Source organism: Micromonospora sp. NPDC049359, assembly GCF_044466585.1.
In the GTDB taxonomy this organism is placed as follows: Bacteria; Actinomycetota; Actinomycetes; order Mycobacteriales; family Micromonosporaceae; genus Micromonospora.
The window spans coordinates 80618-101088 of record NZ_JBITMW010000006.1; the positions used below are offsets into that span (position 1 = coordinate 80618).

Sequence of the window (20471 nt, forward strand, 5' to 3'; positions counted from 1 at the left end):
CCCCACCCGGGGAGGAACGGTGAGGTGATCATGACGCTGCGTCGACGTGCCGCACGGCTCGCGACGGTCTGCGGTCTGTTGGTCGGCCTGGTGATGCTCGGTGCGTCACCCGCGCTGGCCGACGAGGACTCGGTCCGTGTGGGTGCGGCCAGCAGCTTCGCCGCCGGAGGTTCCCCTCAGGGAGTGAACGTCGCGGTGCGCAAGCGTTCCGAGGGATGCGTCCTGCTGCGTACGGCTCTGGGCCTGAGCCTTGAGGGTCTTCAGCCGGATCAGGTGGCGGTCCAGGTCAACGCGGGCGGGCGCTGGTTTCCGGTGGGCGTGTCCGGCGGTGGTGGCAGCGTGACGACCGCGCAGACCTCGCCGGCCAAGCCGACGCTGTGCAAGGGCAAGGGCATCACCGTGCGGTACCGGGTGGCGTTCGCCGCCGGTACGCCGGGTGGTCGGCTCTCCGTGACCGGTGTGGGTCTCACCGCCGCCGGTCAGCAGTTGGGGCAGGGCACCGATACGGCCAAGGTCGCCGGGCGGCTCTCCCCGTCGCCGACGCCGACGCCATCGAAGAAGCCCACCCCGACCCCGACCCCGACCCCGACCGAGGCCGCGACGGCGGGCGAGGTGGTCGACCCGGCCGCACTGGGCCCGGCCTCCGTCGCGCCCTCGACGACGGCGGTGGCCGCCAAGGCCGGTGGTGGTGGTTCGCTGATCATGTTCTTCGGCATCGCGATGGTGGCGGTGGGTGTGCTGCTGATCGTGCTGCTGGTCCGCCGCTCCCGGCAGGACCGCACGCCGACCGACGAGCCCGGCCCGCTGCCGGGCAACCCCGGTGGGACCACCTACCGCGCCGGTGGTGGGTCGCCGGCCGCGCCCGGTCACCCCGGCCCGGTGTACGGCCAGCAGCCGCCGGCGGTACCCGTCCCGCGACCCGCTCCCGGCGGCGTCTACGGGGCACGACCCGCCACGCCCGCGCCGGACGCCACTCAGGTCATGCCGGACGCCACCCAGGTCATGCCGGGCGCACCCGCCGATCCGGGTGCTCGGCCCCGGCCGGACGACCCGGACGGCGGCGACCACACCGTGTTCATGCCCCGGCTCCCCGGCTGAGCGGGGCGCGGCCCGGTCGCTCCGATACGCTCAGGTTCGTTGGAAACCTGCGGCCAAGGAGCGGAACTAGTGTCTGATCTGTCCCAGATCGTGAAGGCGTACGACGTCCGAGGGACGGTGCCGGACCAGTGGGACGAACGGGTCGCCGAGGCGCTCGGGGCCGCCTTCACCCAGCTGCTCAACGCCACTGACGAGCCCGGTGACGCCGTCGTCGTCGGGTACGACATGCGGGCCAGCTCGCCCGGCCTGGCGGCCGCCTTCGCCGCCGGGGTACGGGCCGAGGGGCGCTCGGTGATCGAGATCGGGCTCGCCTCCACCGACCTGCTCTACTTCGCCTCCGGCTCGCTCGGCCTGCCCGGGGCGATGTTCACGGCCAGTCACAACCCGGCGCAGTACAACGGCATCAAGATGTGCCGCTCCGGCGCGCGGCCGATCGGCCAGGACAGCGGCTTGGCGGAGATCCGTGACCGGGCGCAGGCGATGCTGGACTCGGGGGCGTCCCGCCCGGCGGGCGAGCCGACCCGGCCGGCCGAGCGGCGCGACCTGCTCCCCGACTACGCCGCGTACCTGCGCAAGCTGGTCGACCTCTCCGGCATCCGGCCGCTGAAGGTGGTTGTCGACGCCGGAAACGGGATGGGTGGCTACACCGTCCCCACCGTGCTCGGCGAGGCCGCCCTGTCGGCCCTGCCGCTGGAGATCGTGCCGCTCTACTTCGAGCTGGACGGTAGTTTCCCCAACCACGAGGCGAACCCGCTGGACCCGGCGAACCTGGTCGACCTCCAGCGTGCCGTGGTCGAGCACGGCGCCGACATCGGTTTGGCCTTCGACGGCGACGCCGACCGGTGCTTCGTGGTTGACGAGCGCGGCGAGCCGGTCTCGCCGTCGGCGATCACCGCGCTGGTGGCGGCGCGGGAGCTGGCCAAGCATCCAGGCTCCACCGTGATCCACGGTCTGATCACCTCCAGCGCGGTCGCGGAGATCATCCGTGAGCATGGTGGGGAGCCGGTGGTGGCCCGGGTCGGGCACTCCTTCATCAAGGCGGAGATGGCCCGCACCAACGCCGTCTTCGGCGGGGAGCACTCCGCCCACTACTACTTCCGGGACTTCTGGTTCGCCGACACCGGGATGCTCGCCGCGATGCACACGCTGGCCGCCCTGGGCGAGCAGTCGCTGCCGCTGTCCGTGCTGGCCGGCGAGTACGAGCGCTACGTCGCCTCCGGCGAGATCAACTCGACGGTCGCCGACCAGGCCGCGGCGGTGGCCGACGTGCGGGCCGCGTACCCGGACGCGACGACCGACGAGATGGACGGGCTGACGCTGCGCTTCGAAGACGGCGCGTGGTTCAACCTGCGTGCCTCCAACACCGAGCCGCTGCTGCGGCTCAACGTCGAGGCGCCCACCCGCGAGCGGATGGTCTCGCTCCGGGACGAGGTGCTCGACCGCGTTCGCCGATAAGATCGCCTGCGCCGGTCGGCACCGCCGTCGGTGACCCGCACTCGTGGAAGGAGCCGTGCCATGGCCCTGGATCCGCAGTTGCTCGAGATCCTCGCCTGCCCGGACACGCACCACGCCCCGCTGACCTACGACGCGGAGGCGCAGACGTTGACCTGCACGGAGTGCGGTCGGATCTTCGAGGTCCGCGACGATGTGCCGGTGCTGCTCCTCGACGAGGCGCGTGGCGGCCCCGGGCAGCAGTCATGATCGACGGTACGGCCGGGGTGAGCGGTCGGCGCGACGCCGACGAGGCCCTGCTCGACAACCCGAACGCGCTGGCCGAGCACGACCCGGGCGACATGCTGCGACACACCGCCTCGGGTGGCGCCCAGGTACGCGAGAGCGCGGCGCTGGCCGCCGAGGCGAACCTCGCGGTGCTCGCCGACGACGGGCGGCCCCGGGCCGTGGTGATCGCCGGCATCGGCACGGCCGGGCGTACCGGTGACGTGCTGGCCACGGTCGCCGGGCCGCGCTGCCCGGTCCCGATCATCGGGCACCGCAGCTCGGGCGTACCCGGTTGGGTGGGCGCCGCCGACGTGGTGATCGCGGTGAGCGCGTCGGGTCGCAGCCCGGAGGCGCTCGGCGCCGCCGAGGCCGCGCACCGGCGCGGCGCTCGACTGGTCGCGGTGGGCGCGCCGGACTCGCAGTTGCAGTCGGTGGCCGAGCGGGCCCGCGCGCCGTTCATTCCGGTGCCCCGACGGGCACCGGCCCGGGCCAGCCTCTGGGCGCTCACCGTGCCGGTCCTGCTGGCGGCGCGGTCGCTCGGCCTGGTGAAGGTCAACGAGGCGGACCTGGCGGAGACGGCGGCCCGGCTCGACGCGGACGCCGACCGCTGCCGGTCCACCGCCGAGTCGTTCGTCAACCCGGCCAAGTCGTTGGCGCTGGGCCTGGCCGGCTCGATCCCGATCGTGTGGGGCTCGTCGCCGCTGGCGACCGTGGCGGCCCGCCGGTTCGGCGACACCCTGTCCGCGAACGCCCGCTACCCGGTGGTCACCGGGGCGCTGGGCGAGGCCGGGCGGGGGCGGGTCGGGCTGCTGGACGGCGTCTTCGGCGGCCTGGCCGAGGGGGAGCGGGACATCTTCGCCGACCCGTCGGAGGACGACGGCGAGGGCACCCGGCTGCGGCTGGTGCTGCTGCGCGACGGTGGGCTCAACGCCGACGACGACACGGACGAGCCGCTCGCCGTCGAGGAGCGCCGCGCGGACGCGGTGCAGACCCTCGCCGAGCGTCGTGGCGTGCGGTGTGACGTGGTGACCGCCGAGGGCGGGTCGGCTCTGGAGCGGCTGGCCTCGCTGATCGCCGTACCGGACTTCGCCTCGATCTATCTTGCTCTGGCACATGGGTTGGACCCGATGGCCGTACCGGCCATCACCGAGATGAAGGAGCTGTCGAACCAGTGAACGAAAGCAGGGGGCGGCGCGGCACGAACGTCACCACGACGCGAAGCGGAGTGGCGGCGTGAGCGCGAACGGCGGGACGAAGGCGATCGTCGCCGCCCTGCTGGCCAATGTCGGCATCGCCGTCACCAAGTTCATCGCGTTCCTGCTCTCCGGGTCCTCGTCGATGCTGGCCGAGGCGGTCCACTCGGTGGCCGACTCCGGCAACCAGGGTCTGCTGCTGCTCGGTGGCAAGCGGGCGAAGCGCGCGGCCACGCCGGAACACCCGTTCGGGTACGGCCGGGAGCGCTACATCTACGCGTTCATCGTGTCGATCGTGCTGTTCAGCATCGGTGGCCTGTTCGCCCTCTACGAGGCGTACCACAAGTGGTCGGATCCGCACGGCATCACCGAGTGGCAGTGGCTTCCGGTGGCGGTGCTGCTGGCGGCGATCGCCATGGAGTCGTTCTCCTTCCGGACGGCGATCAAGGAGTCCAACCACATCCGGGGCAAGCAGTCCTGGGTGCGTTTCATCCGGCGGGCCAAGGCGCCGGAGTTGCCGGTGGTGCTGCTGGAGGACTTCGGCGCCCTGGTCGGTCTGGTCTTCGCGCTGTTCGGCGTCGGCATGACCCTGGCCACCGGCGACGGTCGGTGGGACGCCGCCGGCACCGCGATGATCGGCGTCCTGCTGGTGGTCATCGCCATCGTGCTGGCCATCGAGACCAAGAGCCTGCTCCTCGGTGAGGGTGCCGAACAGCAGGACCTGGCGGCCATCGAGCGGGCCATCACCGAGGGCCCCGAGGTGGAGCGGATCATCCACATGAAGACGCTCTACCTGGGCCCGGAAGAGCTGATGGTGGCCGCGAAGATCGGCGTACCGGCCTGCGAGAGCGCGCACGACCTGGCCCGCGGCATCAACGCGGTCGAGGCGCGTATCCGTACCGCCGTGCCGATCGCCCGGGTGATCTACCTGGAGCCGGACATCTACAGCGTCGCCGCCGCCAAGGCGGGCACCGGCGCCGCTGCCGACACCGCCGTACCGCAGCCGGAGGAGTCCGCGGGCGAGGCGGTCGGGCGGCCCGGGGTCTGACACGGTGGAACCGCTGTACGGACCGATCCGGGACTACGCCTGGGGGTCCCGCTCCGCCCTCGCGCTGTTGCAGGGGCGACCGGTGCCCAGCCCCGGCCCGGAGGCGGAGCTGTGGTTGGGCGCCCACCCGGGCGCCCCGGCCAGCGTGGAGCGCGCCGGAGCCCGGGTGAGCCTCTGTGACCTAGTACGCGACGAGCCGGGGCAGTGGCTGGGCCAACGGGTGGCCGGCCGTTTCGGCAGCCGGCTGCCGTTCCTGCTCAAGGTCCTCGCCGCCGACTCGCCGCTGAGCCTGCAGGCCCACCCGGATGCCGAGCAGGCCCGGGCGGGGTTCGCGGCGGAGGCGGACCTTCCGGCGGGGGAGCGCAACTACTCCGACCCGCATCACAAGCCGGAGTTGTTGGTCGCGCTCACCCCGTTCGAGGCGCTGTGCGGCTTCCGCGATCCGGTGGAGTCGGCCGAGGCGCTCGCCGCGTTCGGCGTACCCGAGTTGGGGCCCGTGGTCGACGCGCTGCGGATCGGGCCGGCGGGCCTGCGCACGGCGGTGGCCACGCTGCTCGGCTGGCCGGTCGCGGAGCGCGACGGGCTGCTGCGGGCCGTCCTGGCGTCGGCGGCCGACGGCCCGGACGCCGAGTTGGCCCGCCGGCTGGCGAAGGCCTATCCGGGCGACCCGGGCGTGCTGGTGGCGCTACTGCTGCACCATGTGCGGCTGGTGCCGGGCGAGGCGATCTGGATGCCCGCGGGCAACCTGCACGCGTACCTCAGCGGCTGTGGCGTCGAGATCATGGCGGCCAGCGACAACGTGCTGCGCGGCGGTCTCACGCCGAAGCGCGTCGACGTGGACGAGTTGGTGCGGGTGTTGCGCTTCGAGGTGCTCGACGATCCGGTGCGCGCCGCCCGGCACGTCGCCCCGGGGGTGGACTGCTGGGCGGTGCCGGTGGACGACTTCGCGCTGCACCGGGTGCGGGTCGGCGCGGACGTGCCGGAGGCCACGCTGGCCCTGCCCGGTCCCCGGGTGGTGCTCTGCGGCGCGGGCTCGGTGACGGTCGATGACGGGGCGGGCGCTCTGACGTTGACGTCCGGCACGGCGGCGATCGGCACGGCGGCCGGCGAGCCGCTGCGGATCAGCGGCGACGGCGAGGCGTACGTGGCGACGTCGGGCCTACGCTGACTCGACACAAGTCCGACTTTCCCGGAATAGCTTGACTCAGCTTTGCCTGAGTGTGACTCTATGAGTACGCAGCGTTATCGCGACGACGGTCCGGCAACGTGCGGGGAACCAAACCGGGGGGATGCGCGGGGCGGGCGGAGGTGGGCAGCGGGTCTGTCCACCACCGACCGCCCCGTGCGCTGTCCGCCGCCCGTCCCCCGGCGGACGTCGCTGGCGCGCGTAAGGTGGAGGATCGGCGCAGACATCGTTCGACAGGAGCTTTCATGACCAGCACCCTCCCGGCGGCCGCCAGCGGTACGCCGTCCGAGGCCCGGCCGAGCACGCTCGCCGAGGGCGACTTCAAGGTGGCGGATCTGTCGCTCGCCGAGTTCGGGCGCAAGGAGATCCAGCTCGCCGAGCACGAGATGCCCGGTCTGATGGCGATCCGGCGGGAGTTCGCCGAGGCGCAGCCGCTCGCCGGCGCGCGGATCACCGGCTCGCTGCACATGACCATCCAGACCGCCGTCCTGATCGAGACGCTGGTCGCCCTCGGGGCGCAGGTTCGCTGGGCGTCCTGCAACATCTTCTCCACCCAGGACCACGCCGCCGCCGCGATCGTCGTCGGCCCGGACGGCACCCCCGACGCCCCCGCCGGCGTCCCGGTGTACGCCTGGAAGGGCGAGACGCTGCCCGAGTACTGGTGGTGCACCGAGCAGGTGCTCCTCTGGCCGGACGGGCAGGGCCCCAACATGATCCTCGACGACGGCGGTGACGCCACCCTGCTCGTGCACAAGGGCGCCGAGTTCGAGAAGGCCGGCGTCGTGCCGCCGGTCGAGTCCGCCGACTCCGAGGAGTACGCGGTCATCCTCGAGCTGCTGCACCGCTCGCTGGGCGAGGACGGCCAGCGCTGGACTCAGATCGCGGCCGGCATCAAGGGCGTGACCGAGGAGACCACCACCGGCGTGCACCGCCTCTACGAGATGCACCGCGCCGGCACGCTGCTCTTCCCGGCCATCAACGTCAACGACTCGGTGACCAAGAGCAAGTTCGACAACAAGTACGGCTGCCGGCACTCCCTGATCGACGGCATCAACCGGGCCACCGACGTGCTGATCGGCGGCAAGATGGCCGTGGTGATGGGCTACGGCGACGTGGGCAAGGGCTGCGCCGAGTCGCTGCGCGGTCAGGGCGCCCGGGTCGTGGTGACCGAGGTCGACCCGATCTGCGCCCTGCAGGCGGCGATGGACGGCTACCAGGTCGCCACCCTGGACGACGTGGTCGAGCAGGCGGACATCTTCATCACCGCCACCGGCTGCTTCGACGTCATCACCAACGAGCACATGGCCCGGATGAAGCACCAGGCCATCGTCGGCAACATCGGCCACTTCGACAACGAGATCGACATGGCCGGCCTGGCGAAGCGCTCCGACGTGGAGCGGGTCAACATCAAGCCGCAGGTCGACCTGTGGCGCTTCGCCGACGGGCACGCCGTCATCGTGCTGTCCGAGGGGCGCCTGCTGAACCTGGGCAACGCCACCGGGCACCCGAGCTTCGTCATGTCGAACTCGTTCGCCAACCAGACGATCGCCCAGATCGAGCTGTTCACCAAGACCGAGGAGTACCCGGTCGGCGTCTACGTGCTGCCCAAGCACCTGGACGAGAAGGTGGCCCGCCTGCACCTCGGTGCGCTGGGCGCGAAGCTGAGCACGCTCACCAAGGAGCAGGCCGCGTACCTGGGCGTGTCCCCCGAGGGCCCGTTCAAGCCGGACCACTACCGCTACTGATCAACCTCTCCTGAACCGGGCCGGCTGCGAACAGCCGGCCCGGTTCGTCGTCTCCACCCCACCCACTCCGTCCGGCCCCGCCCCGCCTCGCCCCGCGATCTTGCAGTTTCGGTTGGGGATTTGCGCCTTCTGAACCGCTATGTCACCACCGAAAGTGCAAGATCGCGCGGGCTGTGGGCGGGCGGGGCGGGGGATGGCAGCAACCTCGGGGATGTTGCTGCCTCCCGCGTGGCGGATGCAGCAACATCCCCGAAACTGCGACGATCTTGGGCGCGGGGCGCGGGGCGCGGGGCGCGGGGCGCGGGGCGCGGGGCGCGGGGCGCGGGGCGCGGGTTAGTTGCGGCGGCGGGTGGGGCGTAGCCAGGTCCAGGCGCACCAGGCCAGCCAGGCCAGCGACACGACGGTGGCCAGGGTTCGCTGGCGTAGCGCGCTGAGCAGCATCACCACGGCCAGCACCGCCAGCCACGGCAGGAAGGCTTTCACGACGGGGATCCTCGCACGGCCGGTCGGTGTACGGCGTGCGGCGGGGCGTCGAAGGCCAGGTCACGGGAAGAGTGAGCTTGCCATGAACAACTTGACGAGGCTGCTGAACTGGAGGAAGGTATGGCTGCCCTAAGTTAGTGAAGGCGTGCCTAATGAACACGGAGCGGGGATGTTCGCCACCTACCTGATCGGCCTGCGGGAGGGCCTGGAAGCGACCCTGGTGGTCAGCATCCTGGTCGCCTTCCTGGTGAAGTCGCAGCGCCGGGACCGGTTGCCCCAGGTGTGGGCGGGCGTCGGCCTGGCCGTCGCGCTCTCCGTGCTGTTCGGCTGGCTCATCGAGTACACCTCGACCTCGCTGCTGGCGCGTTCCGAGGATCGCGAGCTGTTCGAGGCGATCACCTCCGTCGCCGCCGTGGTGTTCGTCACCTGGATGATTTTCTGGATGCGCAAGGCGGCCCGCACCATCGCGGGTGAACTCCGCGGCAAGTTGACCGAGGCGCTCGCCGTCGGGTCGCTCGCCGTCGCCGGGATGGCCTTCCTCGCCGTGATCCGCGAGGGCCTGGAGACCGCGCTGATCTTCTACTCCGCGGCTCAGGGCGCGGCCGGGGACAGTGGGCCGCTGCTCGCGCTCATCGGCGGCATCGTGACCGCCGTGGTCCTCGGCGTGCTGCTCTACGCCAGCGCCCTCAAGATCAACCTCAGCAAGTTCTTTACCTGGACCGGCGCGCTGCTGATCCTGGTCGCCGCCGGCATCCTCAAGTACGGCGTGCACGACTTCCAGGAGGCCGGTGTCCTGCCCGGCCTCGGCGACCTGGCGTTCGACATCACCGCCGTGCTCGACCCGACCACCTGGTACGCGGCGCTGCTGGCCGGCATGTTCAACGTGACCCCCGCGCCCACCGTGCTCGAGACCATCGCCTGGATCGGGTACGCCGTACCCGTCCTGCTGCTCTTCCTGCGCCCGACCCGCCGTACCCCGGCATCGGGCGCGGCCACGACGGGCCCGGCGGCGCCCGCCACGCCGGCGCCGGCCGCGGCCTCGGGGCCCGGTGTCGAGGCGTCCGAGCGCACGTCGCCGTCCACCACCACCGTCACCGAACGCGGGGCCGACACCGGCGCCGAGGCAGAGGCGGCATCCGCGCCGCAGCGTGCCTGACCCCACGAGGAGAGACAGCACAGATGCGTACCACCCGATTCTTCGCGCTGGCCGCTGCCGGCGTGCTGGCGACGGCCGGCGTCGCCGCCTGTTCCAAGGCCGACAGCGATAAGTCCGACGCGGCGGGCGGCCCGATCGTGGTCAAGGCCACCGACACGGCCTGCGACGTCGCCACGACCGACCTCGGCGCCGGAACGGCCACCTTCAAGATCACCAACTCGGGCGCGAAGGTCACCGAGTTCTACGTGTACGCCTCCGGCGACCGGGTCATGGGCGAGGTGGAGAACATCGCGCCCGGGTTGAGCCGTGAGCTGCACGTCGAGCTGCCCGCCGGCACGTACGAGACGGCCTGCAAGCCGGGCATGAGCGGCAAGGGCATCCGGGGCGCGCTCAAGGTCAGCGGGTCCGCGCAGCCGCTTACCGCCGACGCCGCCCTGGCCGGCGCCACCGACAACTACCAGCGCTACGTCAAGAGCCAGACCGGGGCGCTGCTGGAGAAGACCGAGGATTTCGTCGCCGCCGTGAAGGCCGGCGACGTGGCGAAGGCCAAGACGCTGTACCCGGTCGCGCGCACCTACTGGGAGCGGATCGAGCCGGTGGCGGAGATCTTCGGCGACCTCGACCCCAAGATCGACGGCCGCGAGGAGGTCATCGAGGAGGGGATGGAGTTCACCGGCTTCCACCGGATCGAGAAGGACCTCTGGCAGTCCGGCGACATCAGCAAGGACGGTCCGATCGCCGACCGGCTGCTGGCCGACGTCAAGGAGATCGTGGCGAAGGCCAACGCCGAGAAGCTCTCCCCGCTCCAGCTCGCCAACGGCGCGAAGGAGCTGCTCGACGAGGTTGCCAGCGGCAAGATCACTGGCGAGGAGGACCGCTACTCGCACACCGACCTGTGGGACTTCGCCGCCAACCTGGAAGGTTCCAAGGCGGCCCTGTCGGCCCTTCGGCCCGCGCTGGAGCAGCGTGCGCCGGAGCTGGTCAAGCAGCTCGACACCGAGTTCGCGAACGTCGAGGCGCAGCTCGGCAAGCACCGCGACGGCGACGGGTGGAAGCTGCACACCGCGTTGAGCAAGGCCGAGCTCAAGGAACTCTCGGACGGCATCAACGCGCTCGCCGAGCCGATCAGCAAGGTCGCCGCAGTCGTCGCGAAGTGACCGGGACGCAGGGGGAGTCGAGTCGATGAGCGTACGCAGGTTGACCCGTCGGCGGGCTATCACGCTCGCCGGCGCCGGGGTGGCCGGAGTCGCGGGCGTCGCCGCCGGCGCGGGCGCGCTGGTCGGCGACTCGCGTGGTCCGGCGGCGGCCAGCGACCACCCGGCGGGCGCGGTGCCGTTCTTCGGCGAGCACCAGGCCGGCATCGTCACCCCCGCGCAGGATCGGCTGCACTTCGTCGCCTTCGACGTCATCACGAAGGACCGGGCCCGCCTGGTCGCGATGCTGGAGGAGTGGACGGCCGCCGCCGCCCGGATGACCGCCGGCCGGGACGCCGGGGTCCTCGGGGCGGTCGGCGGGATGCCCGAGGCCCCGCCGGACGACACCGGCGAGGCGCTCGGCCTCCCGCCGTCGCAGCTCACCCTGACCATCGGTTTCGGGCCCACGCTGTTCCGCGACGCCGACGGGCGGGACCGGTTCGGCATCGCCGACCGCCGCCCGGCCGCGCTGGCGGAGCTGCCGAAGTTCCCCGGCGACGCGTTGCAGGCCCCGATCTCCGGTGGCGATCTGTGCGTGCAGGCGTGCGCCAACGATCCCCAGGTGGCGGTGCACGCGATCCGCAACCTCGCGCGCATCGGCATGGGGGTGGTCAGCGTCCGCTGGTCGCAGCTCGGTTTCGGTCGTACGTCGTCGACCTCCCGGGACCAGGCGACCGCCCGCAACCTGTTCGGCTTCAAGGACGGCACGGCCAACCTCAAGGCCGAGGAGACCGACCTGCTGCGCGACCAGTTGTGGGTGCAGCCCGGCGACGGGCCGGACTGGATGACGGGCGGGTCGTACCTGGTCACCCGCAAGATCCGGATGCTCGTGGAGACCTGGGACCGGACCTCCCTGGTCGAGCAGGAGGAGATCGTCGGCCGGACCAAGGGCAGCGGCGCCCCGCTGGGGCGCAGCAAGGAGTTCGACGAGCCGGACTTCGCGGCGCGCGGTGACGACGGCAAGCCGCTGATCGCCGAGCACGCCCACGTCGCCCTCGCCCATCCGAGCCGCAACAACGGCGCGCACCTGCTGCGCCGGGGCTACAACTTCGTCGACGGCTCGGACGGTCTCGGCCGGCTCGACGCCGGTCTCTTCTTCATCGCGTACCAGCGGGACCCGCGCAAGCAGTTCGTGCCGATCCAGACCCAGTTGGCCCGCCACGACGTGATGAACGAGTACCTGCGGCACGTCTCCAGCGGCCTGTTCGCCTGCCCGCCCGGCGTACGCGACGGTGGCGACCACTGGGGCCGGGTGCTCTTCGGCTGACCGGCGACGCGACCCGTCCGAGCTGTGGTGGCGGCGGACCGCGTCGAGGGGGGATCATGAGGCTGTCCGTGCCGGGTGACACCGGTCCCACCGAACTGAACGGGGATGCAATATTAATCCCATGAGAGCCCGGGTCCTGGTGGTCGACGACGACCCCGCACTCGCCGAGATGCTCGGCATCGTGCTGCGCAGTGAGGGTTTCCTGCCCTCGTTCGTGGCCGACGGCGAGCGGGCGTTGGCCGCGTTTCGTGACAGTCGTCCGGACATCGTCCTGCTCGACCTCATGTTGCCCGGAATGAGTGGTATCGACGTGGCCCGGTCGATTCGTGCCGAGTCCGGCGTGCCGATCGTGATGCTGACCGCCAAGAGCGACACCGTGGACGTCGTCCTCGGGCTCGAATCCGGCGCCGACGACTACGTGGTCAAGCCGTTCAAGCCCAAGGAGCTGGTGGCCCGGATGCGGGCCCGGCTGCGCCGTGGCGAGGACGTCGCACCGGAGATGCTGACCATCGGGCCGCCCGGCAACCAGATCAGCATCGACGTGCCCGCCCACACCGTCAGCCGCAACGACGAGGAGGTGAAGCTGACGCCGCTGGAGTTCGACCTGCTGGTCGCGCTCGCCCGCAAGCCGCGTCAGGTCTTCACCCGCGAGGTGCTGCTGGAGCAGGTCTGGGGCTACCGGCACGCGGCCGACACCCGACTGGTCAACGTGCACGTGCAACGGCTGCGCGCCAAGATCGAGCCAGATCCGGAGCGACCGGAAATCATCCTCACCGTGCGGGGCGTGGGTTACAAGGCGGGCACCGGATAGCCTGGTCGCACTGTGTCGACCTCGCCGCCCCCGCAGAACACCACAGCCCGCCGGCTCGCTGCCGGTCGGGAGGTCTGGCGTGTGCTGAGCGGCCGGGTCGCGCGGCTGCTGGCCCGGGTGCACCAGACCTGGCGGCGTTCACTCCAGGTCCGGGTGGTCACCATCACGTTGGTCGCCTCCAGCCTGCTGGTGGGCGGATTCGCGTACCTGATCGCTGACAAGATCACGACGATCCTGCTCGACAACGCGCGCACCGACGTCCAGCTGCGTCTCAAGGGCGGCGCCGGGTACGCGGCCAAGCAGGTCTCCCTCTACGGCCAGCCGCAGGAGGCGCAGCTCCAGGAGACCATCGAGGGCACGGTCAACTACCTGGCCGGGGGTGACCCCCAGCAGACCAGTGGCGTGGTGGTGGCCATCACCGCCGCCGACTACCCGACGATGATCCAGACCCGCACCGCGCCGGCGGCCAACGTCCAGCCCCTGATCAGCAAGGAGTTGCGGGCCGCGGTCGCCAGCGGCAAGGTGGCCAGCCAGATCCAGACCGGGCGGCTCACCGGCGAGCCGACGAAGTACCTGGTCTACGGCTCGCCGGTGCCGACCCGCTTCGGGCAGATCGAGCTCTACTACCTGGTGCCGCTGACCCGTCAGGACGACACCGCCGCCGACGCCCGGGCGACCGTGGTCGGCACCGGCATCGCCCTGGTGATCCTGCTGGGGCTGCTCGCCGCACTGGTCACCCGGCTGGTGGTCAACCCGGTCCGGGTCGCCGCGCGGACCGCCCAGCGGCTCTCCGCCGGCCTCCTCGACCAGCGGATGGTGGTCAACGGCGAGGACGACCTCGCGTTGCTGGCCGCCTCGTTCAACCAGATGGCGACCAACCTGCAGCGGCAGATCCTGCGCCTGGAGGAGATGTCCCGGTTGCAGCGCCGCTTCACCTCCGACGTGTCGCACGAGCTGCGGACTCCGTTGACCACGGTCCGGATGGCCGCCGACCTGATCTTCGCGGAGCGCGACGAGTTCGATCCCGCGGTGGCGCGCAGCGCCGAGCTGCTCCAGGCCGAGCTGGACCGTTTCGAGGAACTGCTCACCGACCTGTTGGAGATCAGCCGGTTCGACGCGGGCTTCGCCATGCTGGACGCCGAGCCGACCGACCTCGTGCCGGTGGTGCACCGGGTCGTCGACCGGTTGGCCGGGCTGGCCGAGCGGGTGGGCGTGGAGATCGAGCTGGACCTGCCCAGCACCCCGGTGATCGCCGAGGTCGACCCCCGCCGGGTGGAGCGGGTGCTGCGCAACCTGGTCGGCAACGCCGTCGAGCACGGCGAGGCCCGGCCGGTGCTGATCACCCTCGGCATCGACGAGACCGCCGTGGCGATCACCGTCCGCGACCACGGGGTGGGGCTGAAGGTGGGCGAGGAGAAGCTGGTGTTCAACCGGTTCTGGCGGGCGGACCCGTCGCGGGCCCGCCAGACCGGCGGCACCGGGCTGGGCCTGTCGATCAGCTTGGAGGACGCCCGTCTGCACGGTGGTTGGCTGGAGGCCTGGGGAGCGCCCGGTCAGGGCGCCCAGTTCCGGCTCACCCTGCCGGCCCGCGCCGGCGACCGGCTCACCACCTCGCCGCTGCGGCTGGTGCCCGCCGACGCGGCGCTGCCGTTCGGCGGCCCACGCGACGGCGGCCCCCTGGCCATCGGACCGGGCAGCGGCGGAGCGTTGGCGATCGGCCCGGCGCCGACCGACAGCGGCGAGCGGGAGGAGGTGCGATCGTGAGGGCTCGACCACTGCTCGGCGCTTTCGGCGCGGCGCTGCTCCTCAGTGCCGGTTGCGGCATCCCGGCCTCTTCCGACGTGCGGGTCGACGGCAAGGCCGGCACCGCGACCGAGGCCGGATCGAGCAACGGCCGCAGCAGCGAGCCCCCGTCGCGGGCCGCCAGCGGCAGCGACAACGCGGCCTTCGTGCGCAACTTCCTGTCCGCCGCCGCTGGCGAGCCGGACCGGGCGTACGAGCGGGTGAAGGCGTTCATCGCCCCCGAACACCGGCCCCGCCTGCAGGACAAGAAGGGCAGCGAGGTCGCGCTGAACGTGGTGCGGCTGCGCGAGACCGTCTTCACCTTCAACAGCGACTCCACCACGACCGTCAAGATCACGGTGCAGCAGATCGGCGTGCTGCGGACCAACGGCACCCTGGCGCCCCCGGTCGCGACCGAGACCCAGTACGAGTTCCGGCTGCGCAGCGCGGCCCTCGGCGGCGCCGGCAGCGACGAGCGCGCCGGCCAGTACCTGCTCGACCCGCCGAGCGTGCTGCTGCTCAGCGACGTCGCCCTCCAGCAGTACTACCAGGACGAGTCGATCTACTTCTGGAGCTCCGACCGCACCCGGCTCGTGCCCGACCAGCGCTACCTGCCGTACGCGGTGCCAGACGAGCGCCGTGTCAACGAGGTCGTGCGGTGGCTGGTCGGCGGCCCGTCCGACTGGCTGCGGCCGGGTGTCGTCGGTCTGCCGGACGGCACCGAGCTGATCAACAACGCCACCGGCGCGAACAACCGGTGGGAAGTCAACCTGGACATGTCCGGCGACGACCAGAGCCGGATCGACCAGGTGATGACGCAGCTCGCCTGGTCGCTGGGTGACCTGCCGGGCGAGCTGGAGCTGAAGATCAGGAACAACTCCCAGCCCGTGCGGGACCTCGACGAGCTTCGGACGGCCCAGCAGCTCTACCCCGTCCGGGAGGAGCCGCAGCGGTACGGCGTCTACGAGGGCGCGATCCGCCCGCTCGACTTCGCCGGCGAGCCCAGCGGCGCGGTGCCCCTCACGCCGGAGGTCAACCGCGGCATCGTGTCGGCCGGTCTCGCGCGGGGCGTCAACCGGGTGCTCGCCGCGCTGGTGGTGACCGGGGGCAAGGACCGGCAGCGACTCGCGGTGGGCACGGGGGCGGACACGGTGGCCACCCTCGGCCGCAGCGCCGGGGAGTACGCCTCGATCGGGCGCCCGGTCTGGCTGCGTACCGTCGACACGCGTCCCGCGCAGGGGCTGGTGGTGGCCGACGGTCGCCTCTACCGCTTCGACGAGGCCGCCGGGATGGCCGAGGTGCCGCTCAACCTGCCCTCGCCGGAGGTCACCGCGGTCGCCTCCGCGCTGGACGGTCAGCGGGTCGCGTTGATCGCCGGTGGGCGGCTCTACGTCGCGGCGCTGAACCTCGACGGCTCCGGCAGCGGGGTGTCCATCGGCCCGCCCCGGGCGCTGGTCACCTCGTTGACGAACCTGACCGCGGTGGACTGGATCGGGGAGGACCGGCTGGTGGTAGCCGGCTCGGCGGGCCAGCCGGCGATCTACGAGATCAGCGTGGACGGCGCCCTGGAGACGCCGCTGCGCACCGATGTCGGCGCCAAGGTCAACCATTTGACGGCGTACCCCACCAACCGCAGTGTGCGCGTGCCCACCGGGTCGTACATGTACGAGGCCAACAAGGTCGCGTACCGCAGCAGCCCGTTCGAACGGATCGCGCCCGAGCAGGTCCGCGACGTTCCCACGCCGCCGGCCGGAGTCCGCCCGAGCAACCCGTCGGCTCCGTTCTTCCTCTACTGACGTCGTGCGCGGGCTCTGGGCGGACCTCGCCGACCTGGTCCTCCCCGCTGACTGCGCCGGCTGCCGGGAGCGTCGCCAACGGATGCGGCAGGGGGTCTGCCCCTCCTGCGTCGCGGCGCTGAGCGCGCTGCGTCCCCGGGTGACCCGCCCCACCCCCGCCCCGGCCGGCCTGCCGCGCTGCGTCGCCCTCGGCCCGTACGACGGTCCGCTACGGGAGGCGCTGCTGGCGTACAAGGAACACGGCCGGCACGGTCTGGCCCGTCCGCTCGGCGCGCTGCTGGCCGAGGTGGTCGCGGCGGCGGTCGGCGAGGTGCGTCCGCTGGCGCTGGTGCCGGTGCCGGACACCGCGGCTGCGGCGCGTGGCCGCTACGGCGACCACCTGGACCGGCTGGCCCGGCACTGCGCGGCCCGGCTGGGCCGGTGCGGCTGGCCCGTACGGGTGCACCGGCCATTGCGTGCCCTGCCCCGGCCCGACTCGGTGACCCTGGACAGCGCGGGCCGTGCGGCGGCCGCCGAGGCGGCGTTCCGCCCCCGTTCCGGCGCGTCGGATGGGCCGCGCCCGTCGGACGGTGGGCCCGCCGTGGTGCTGCTCGACGACATCGTCACGACCGGCGTGACACTGGCCGCGGCGGCCCGGGTGCTGACCGCGACCGGATGGCGACCGGGTGTCGCCGCGGTTCTCGCCGCAACCGAGAAAAGACTCCGTTTGTAACAGACCGTGTTTCCGTTTCACCCGTTGGTGTATGAGGTGCGAAAAATACCGGGCGGTCTTGGCAACAAGGGGTGACTGCCGGGCGAACAGGAGTTAGCGTTTCGCTGTCGGGGGTAGGAGGTCGTTCCATCCCGCCCCGGGCGGTGAGAGGAGGCGTAGCCGTACTGACCGGTCGACGCCAGCGGGTCTTCCTGAGGCGCACGACCGGGAGAAACCGGATCGAAGACGTCCGAACAAAGGAGGTCACGTGGACATCGTGGTCAAGGGCCGCAACGTCGAAGTGCCGGACCATTACCGGGTACACGTAGCCGAGAAACTCGCAAAGGTCGAACGTTACGACCACAAGATTATTCGCATCGATGTCGAGCTGTTTCACGAGCGCAATCCGCGCCAGGCCGACCACTGCCAGCGGGTGGAGATCACCTGCGTCTCGCGTGGTCCGGTAATCCGGGCCGAGGCCTGCACGAACGACTTCTACAGCGCGCTCGACGCCGCCATCGCGAAACTCGACACCCGGCTACGCCGCGCGGCGGACCGCCGGCGCGTACACCGTGGTCGGCACGCGCCGATCTCCGTGGCCGCCGCCACCGCCGACCTGCCGGTCACCGACCTGGTGGCCGCCCCGCTGTCCGCGTCGAACGCCCGCGCCGGCACCGCCGTCGCGGAGCGCGTCGAGGAGGAGTACGACCAGCCGTGGCACCTCGCCCGGGAGAAGGTTCACCCGGCCGAGCCCATGACCATCGACGACGCGTTGTTCCAGATGGAACTCGTCGGCCACGACTTCTACCTCTTCCAGGACAAGGAGACCGGCCGCCCCAGCGTCGTCTACCGACGTCACGCCTACGACTACGGCATCATCTCCCTCGACACCTGAGGCGGTTCGACCCGTCGAGCGCGGGGGTCGTGGCGGTCGTCCGTCACGGCCCCCGTGCTCCGTCAGCCCAGGTCGGCGGGGAGCAGGGCGAAGGTCAGGTCGTCGAGGCGAGTGCCCGCCAGGCCGGGCAGACGCCCCCGTTGCAGGCCCTCGCGCTGGAAGCCGACCCGCTCCAGCACGCGGTGCGAGGCGGTGTTCTCCGGCACCGTGCCGGCCGTCAGCCGGGCGAGGCCGGCCGGCCCGAACGCCCAGGCCGCGAGCAGCCGGACCGCCCGGGTGGCGTAGCCGTGCCCCCGCCACCGGGGGAGCAGCGCGTAGCCGATCGACCCCTCCCCGCTGGTCACCTCGGTGTACGACAGTCCGCAGCTGCCCGCCGGCTCGCCGGTGGCCACGTCGACGATGAGGAGCCGGGCGATGTCGCCGGTCAGCCACGCGCTCTCGGCCAGCCGGCAGCGCCGCTCGATCGACTCCCGCGTCGGCGGCACCGGCGGCGCCTGGTTGGCGACCACCTCCGGCCGGCTGTGCAGCCCGTACATCATCTCCGCGTCCTGCGGCGCGAGCCGGCGCAGCGCCACCACCTGGTCGGTGAGCATCCCGTCGGGCAGGTCCGGCAGCAGCCGAGGGGTCGGGCCGGGCGGATCCTCGGCGAGGCGTACCCACGTCAGCAGGTCGTACCGTCTGCCGTTCCGGTCCTGACCGGCGGACCGCCGCAGGCCCTCGTAGCGGAAGCCGGCGGCCAGCGCGACGCGCTGGCTGGCCGCGTTCTCCGGCTCGGTGTGCAGCTCCAGCCGCCGCGTTCCGATGTCGAAGGCGTGCTCGCTCAGCGCGCGGGTCGCGGCGGTGGCCAGTCCGCGTCCCCGCGCGGCCGGCCGCAGCCAGTAGCCGATGTCCGCCTGACTCCGGGCGGGCATCGGGTTGCTCAACCCGGTAGCGCCGAGCAGCCGGTCGGTGGCCGGGTCCGCGATGGCGTACGCGGCGCCGCCGCCGGCCCAGACCGCCGGCGCGCCGGCCTTCACCCACGAGCGGGCGTCGACCTCGGTGTACGGGGACGGCATGGTGGACACGAACCGCTGGCTGAGCGGGTCCGCACACCCGTCGACCAGGTCCGCGATGTCGTCGGCGCGGAACGGCCGCAGCCGTACCCCGTGTGCCTCGACGATCGGCGGCGGGACCGTCACGTCAGGTCCTCGGCGAGCAGCGCGGCCACCCAGGCGTCGATTCGTTCACCTCGGTGCTGGACCCCGCCCCGGGCGGTCCCCTCGAAGGTGAAGCCCGCCTTTTCGGCGGCCCGCCGGGAGGAGGTGTTGCCCACGTTCGCCTTCCATTCGATGCGCGCCAGGCCGAGGGCCGTGAAGCCCCAGGCGCTGAGCGCGAGGAGCGCGGCCGGCAGGTACCCCCGCCCGCGTGCCGCCGGGGCGACCATGAAGCCCACGTCCCCGAGTAGCGGGTCGGCGGGGGAGAGCCGCAGGTCCAGAGTGCCGACGTAGGTGTCGTCCGGGTCGGCGATCACGAAGCAGGCGGAATCTCCCCGTGCCCAGGCATCCTGGGCGTAACCCCGGTAGCCCTGCGCGTCGGAGAGGTCGTACGGGTCCGGGACCGTGGTCCATCGGATCGTCTCCGGGTCCCGGCAGGTCTGCACCACGGCGTCGAGATCGCGCTCCTCCATCGGTCGGAGTCGTAGCTCGTTGCCGGCCGAGGTGGCGAACAGCGTCGGCTGTGGGCGACCGAAGACAGCGGCCCGGCGTGCCGCCAGGGTGCCTCGGGCGGCCGGCCCGGTCGACCCTGCTTCGGGTACCTCGCCGGGCAGCAGTGTGCCGATCCAGCCGTCCACGCCGCCCTCCGGCGCCGGGTTCGCCCGCCGTACCCGGCCGTCGATCCGGAACCCGGCCCGCAGCGCGACCAGCCGGGAGGCGTGGTTGCCCACCTCCGCCTGCCACAGCAGCCGGCGCAGCCCCAGCTTCTCGAAGGACCAGCGGGACACCGCCCGGGTGGCCCGCACGGTCACCCCCCGGCCGCGCGCCCACGGGGCCGTCCAGTAGCCGATCTCGCCGGTGCCGGCGTCGTCGATGGAGATCAGCCCGCACGAGCCGAGCAGGTCGCCGTTGGCCGCGTCGCAGACGGCGAACGGCGCCCTGATGCCGTCCGCCCATGCTCGCGGGCTCAGCCGCGTGACGAAATCGTGGGCGTGTTCGCGAAGGTACGGGCGCGGTACGGTGGTCCAACGCTGAATGTCCCGGTCCTGGCAGGCGCGGTACACGTCGTCGGCGTCCGCCTCCCGCCAGGGCCGCAGCAGGACGCCGTCCTCGATGATCTCCACAGGCTCCACCCGTGCATCGTGCCGGAACGTTCGCCCTGGGCGTAACCGGATAACGTCCCGGGCGCGGCCCGTGCGCGTGTTATGTCGGGTT

The 20471-nt window shown here is 72.1% G+C and carries 18 protein-coding genes; 15 read left to right on the forward strand and 3 right to left on the reverse strand.

Annotated elements, in window-relative coordinates:
- Window positions 1–30: 30 nt before the first annotated feature.
- The 7 genes from ACIBTX_RS15805 to ahcY all read left to right on the forward strand — a co-directional run bounded on the left by ACIBTX_RS15805 (window position 31) and on the right by ahcY (window position 7989).
- Window positions 31–1098, forward strand: a complete 1068-nt coding sequence (locus ACIBTX_RS15805) for a hypothetical protein (RefSeq protein ID WP_396832640.1) — start codon at window positions 31–33, stop codon at window positions 1096–1098.
- Between the two features lie 69 nt (window positions 1099–1167).
- A complete protein-coding gene (locus ACIBTX_RS15810) occupies window positions 1168–2553 on the forward strand; it encodes a phosphomannomutase/phosphoglucomutase (RefSeq protein ID WP_357129880.1) in 1386 nt (461 codons plus the stop codon).
- Between the two features lie 60 nt (window positions 2554–2613).
- Complete coding sequence (locus ACIBTX_RS15815) at window positions 2614–2799, forward strand: Trm112 family protein (protein WP_007455824.1); 186 nt, start codon at window positions 2614–2616, stop codon at window positions 2797–2799.
- The gene (locus tag ACIBTX_RS15820; RefSeq protein ID WP_357129876.1) at window positions 2796–3992 is read left to right on the forward strand and encodes an SIS domain-containing protein; all 1197 of its coding nucleotides are present in this window, start codon (window positions 2796–2798) and stop codon (window positions 3990–3992) included. The genes ACIBTX_RS15815 and ACIBTX_RS15820 overlap by 4 nt, the downstream gene beginning before the upstream one ends.
- Before the next feature lie 58 nt (window positions 3993–4050).
- Window positions 4051–5058 (forward strand): cation diffusion facilitator family transporter, encoded by a 1008-nt coding sequence (locus tag ACIBTX_RS15825; protein WP_357129874.1) that lies wholly within the window; start codon window positions 4051–4053, stop codon window positions 5056–5058.
- Between the two features lie 4 nt (window positions 5059–5062).
- Window positions 5063–6226 (forward strand): mannose-6-phosphate isomerase, class I, encoded by a 1164-nt coding sequence (gene manA, locus ACIBTX_RS15830; RefSeq protein ID WP_396832641.1) that lies wholly within the window; start codon window positions 5063–5065, stop codon window positions 6224–6226.
- Between the two features lie 263 nt (window positions 6227–6489).
- On the forward strand, window positions 6490–7989 hold the full coding sequence (gene ahcY, locus ACIBTX_RS15835; protein WP_357174835.1) for an adenosylhomocysteinase: 1500 nt from the start codon (window positions 6490–6492) through the stop codon (window positions 7987–7989).
- 333 nt (window positions 7990–8322) lie between these two features.
- Here ahcY and ACIBTX_RS15840 read toward each other — a convergent pair whose 3' ends face one another.
- Window positions 8323–8472, reverse strand: a complete 150-nt coding sequence (locus ACIBTX_RS15840) for a hypothetical protein (protein ID WP_357134730.1) — start codon at window positions 8470–8472, stop codon at window positions 8323–8325.
- Between the two features lie 169 nt (window positions 8473–8641).
- On the opposite strand from ACIBTX_RS15840, the gene efeU reads away from it, so the two are divergent.
- From efeU to hpf, 8 genes are all read left to right on the forward strand, one after another.
- A complete protein-coding gene (gene efeU, locus ACIBTX_RS15845; protein WP_357134731.1) occupies window positions 8642–9628 on the forward strand; it encodes an iron uptake transporter permease EfeU in 987 nt (328 codons plus the stop codon).
- Window positions 9629–9651: 23 nt separating this feature from the next.
- The gene (gene efeO, locus ACIBTX_RS15850; RefSeq protein ID WP_357172801.1) at window positions 9652–10785 is read left to right on the forward strand and encodes an iron uptake system protein EfeO; all 1134 of its coding nucleotides are present in this window, start codon (window positions 9652–9654) and stop codon (window positions 10783–10785) included.
- Between the two features lie 25 nt (window positions 10786–10810).
- Entirely contained in the window at window positions 10811–12088 is a 1278-nt protein-coding gene (efeB, locus tag ACIBTX_RS15855) for an iron uptake transporter deferrochelatase/peroxidase subunit (RefSeq protein ID WP_357172804.1), read from the forward strand.
- A 121-nt stretch (window positions 12089–12209) separates the two neighbouring features.
- Window positions 12210–12899, forward strand: a complete 690-nt coding sequence (mtrA, locus tag ACIBTX_RS15860; protein WP_355052014.1) for an MtrAB system response regulator MtrA — start codon at window positions 12210–12212, stop codon at window positions 12897–12899.
- Between the two features lie 12 nt (window positions 12900–12911).
- Complete coding sequence (gene mtrB, locus ACIBTX_RS15865; RefSeq protein ID WP_357394341.1) at window positions 12912–14663, forward strand: MtrAB system histidine kinase MtrB; 1752 nt, start codon at window positions 12912–12914, stop codon at window positions 14661–14663.
- On the forward strand, window positions 14660–16477 hold the full coding sequence (locus ACIBTX_RS15870) for an LpqB family beta-propeller domain-containing protein (RefSeq protein WP_357134739.1): 1818 nt from the start codon (window positions 14660–14662) through the stop codon (window positions 16475–16477). Before mtrB ends, ACIBTX_RS15870 begins: the two co-directional genes overlap by 4 nt.
- A 4-nt stretch (window positions 16478–16481) precedes the next feature.
- Complete coding sequence (locus ACIBTX_RS15875) at window positions 16482–17189, forward strand: ComF family protein (RefSeq protein WP_357134741.1); 708 nt, start codon at window positions 16482–16484, stop codon at window positions 17187–17189.
- Between the two features lie 247 nt (window positions 17190–17436).
- Entirely contained in the window at window positions 17437–18063 is a 627-nt protein-coding gene (gene hpf / locus ACIBTX_RS15880; protein WP_357134743.1) for a ribosome hibernation-promoting factor, HPF/YfiA family, read from the forward strand.
- A 62-nt stretch (window positions 18064–18125) separates the two neighbouring features.
- Here the strand turns inward: hpf and ACIBTX_RS15885 are convergent, their stop codons facing one another.
- Both ACIBTX_RS15885 and ACIBTX_RS15890 read right to left on the reverse strand, forming a co-directional pair.
- Window positions 18126–19241, reverse strand: a complete 1116-nt coding sequence (locus tag ACIBTX_RS15885; protein WP_396832642.1) for a GNAT family N-acetyltransferase — start codon at window positions 19239–19241, stop codon at window positions 18126–18128.
- Window positions 19238–20389 carry a GNAT family N-acetyltransferase gene (locus ACIBTX_RS15890; RefSeq protein WP_357134747.1) on the reverse strand — a complete coding sequence of 384 codons (1152 nt, stop codon included), beginning with the start codon at window positions 20387–20389 and terminating at the stop codon, window positions 19238–19240. The genes ACIBTX_RS15885 and ACIBTX_RS15890 overlap by 4 nt, the downstream gene beginning before the upstream one ends.
- Window positions 20390–20471 lie beyond the last annotated feature (82 nt).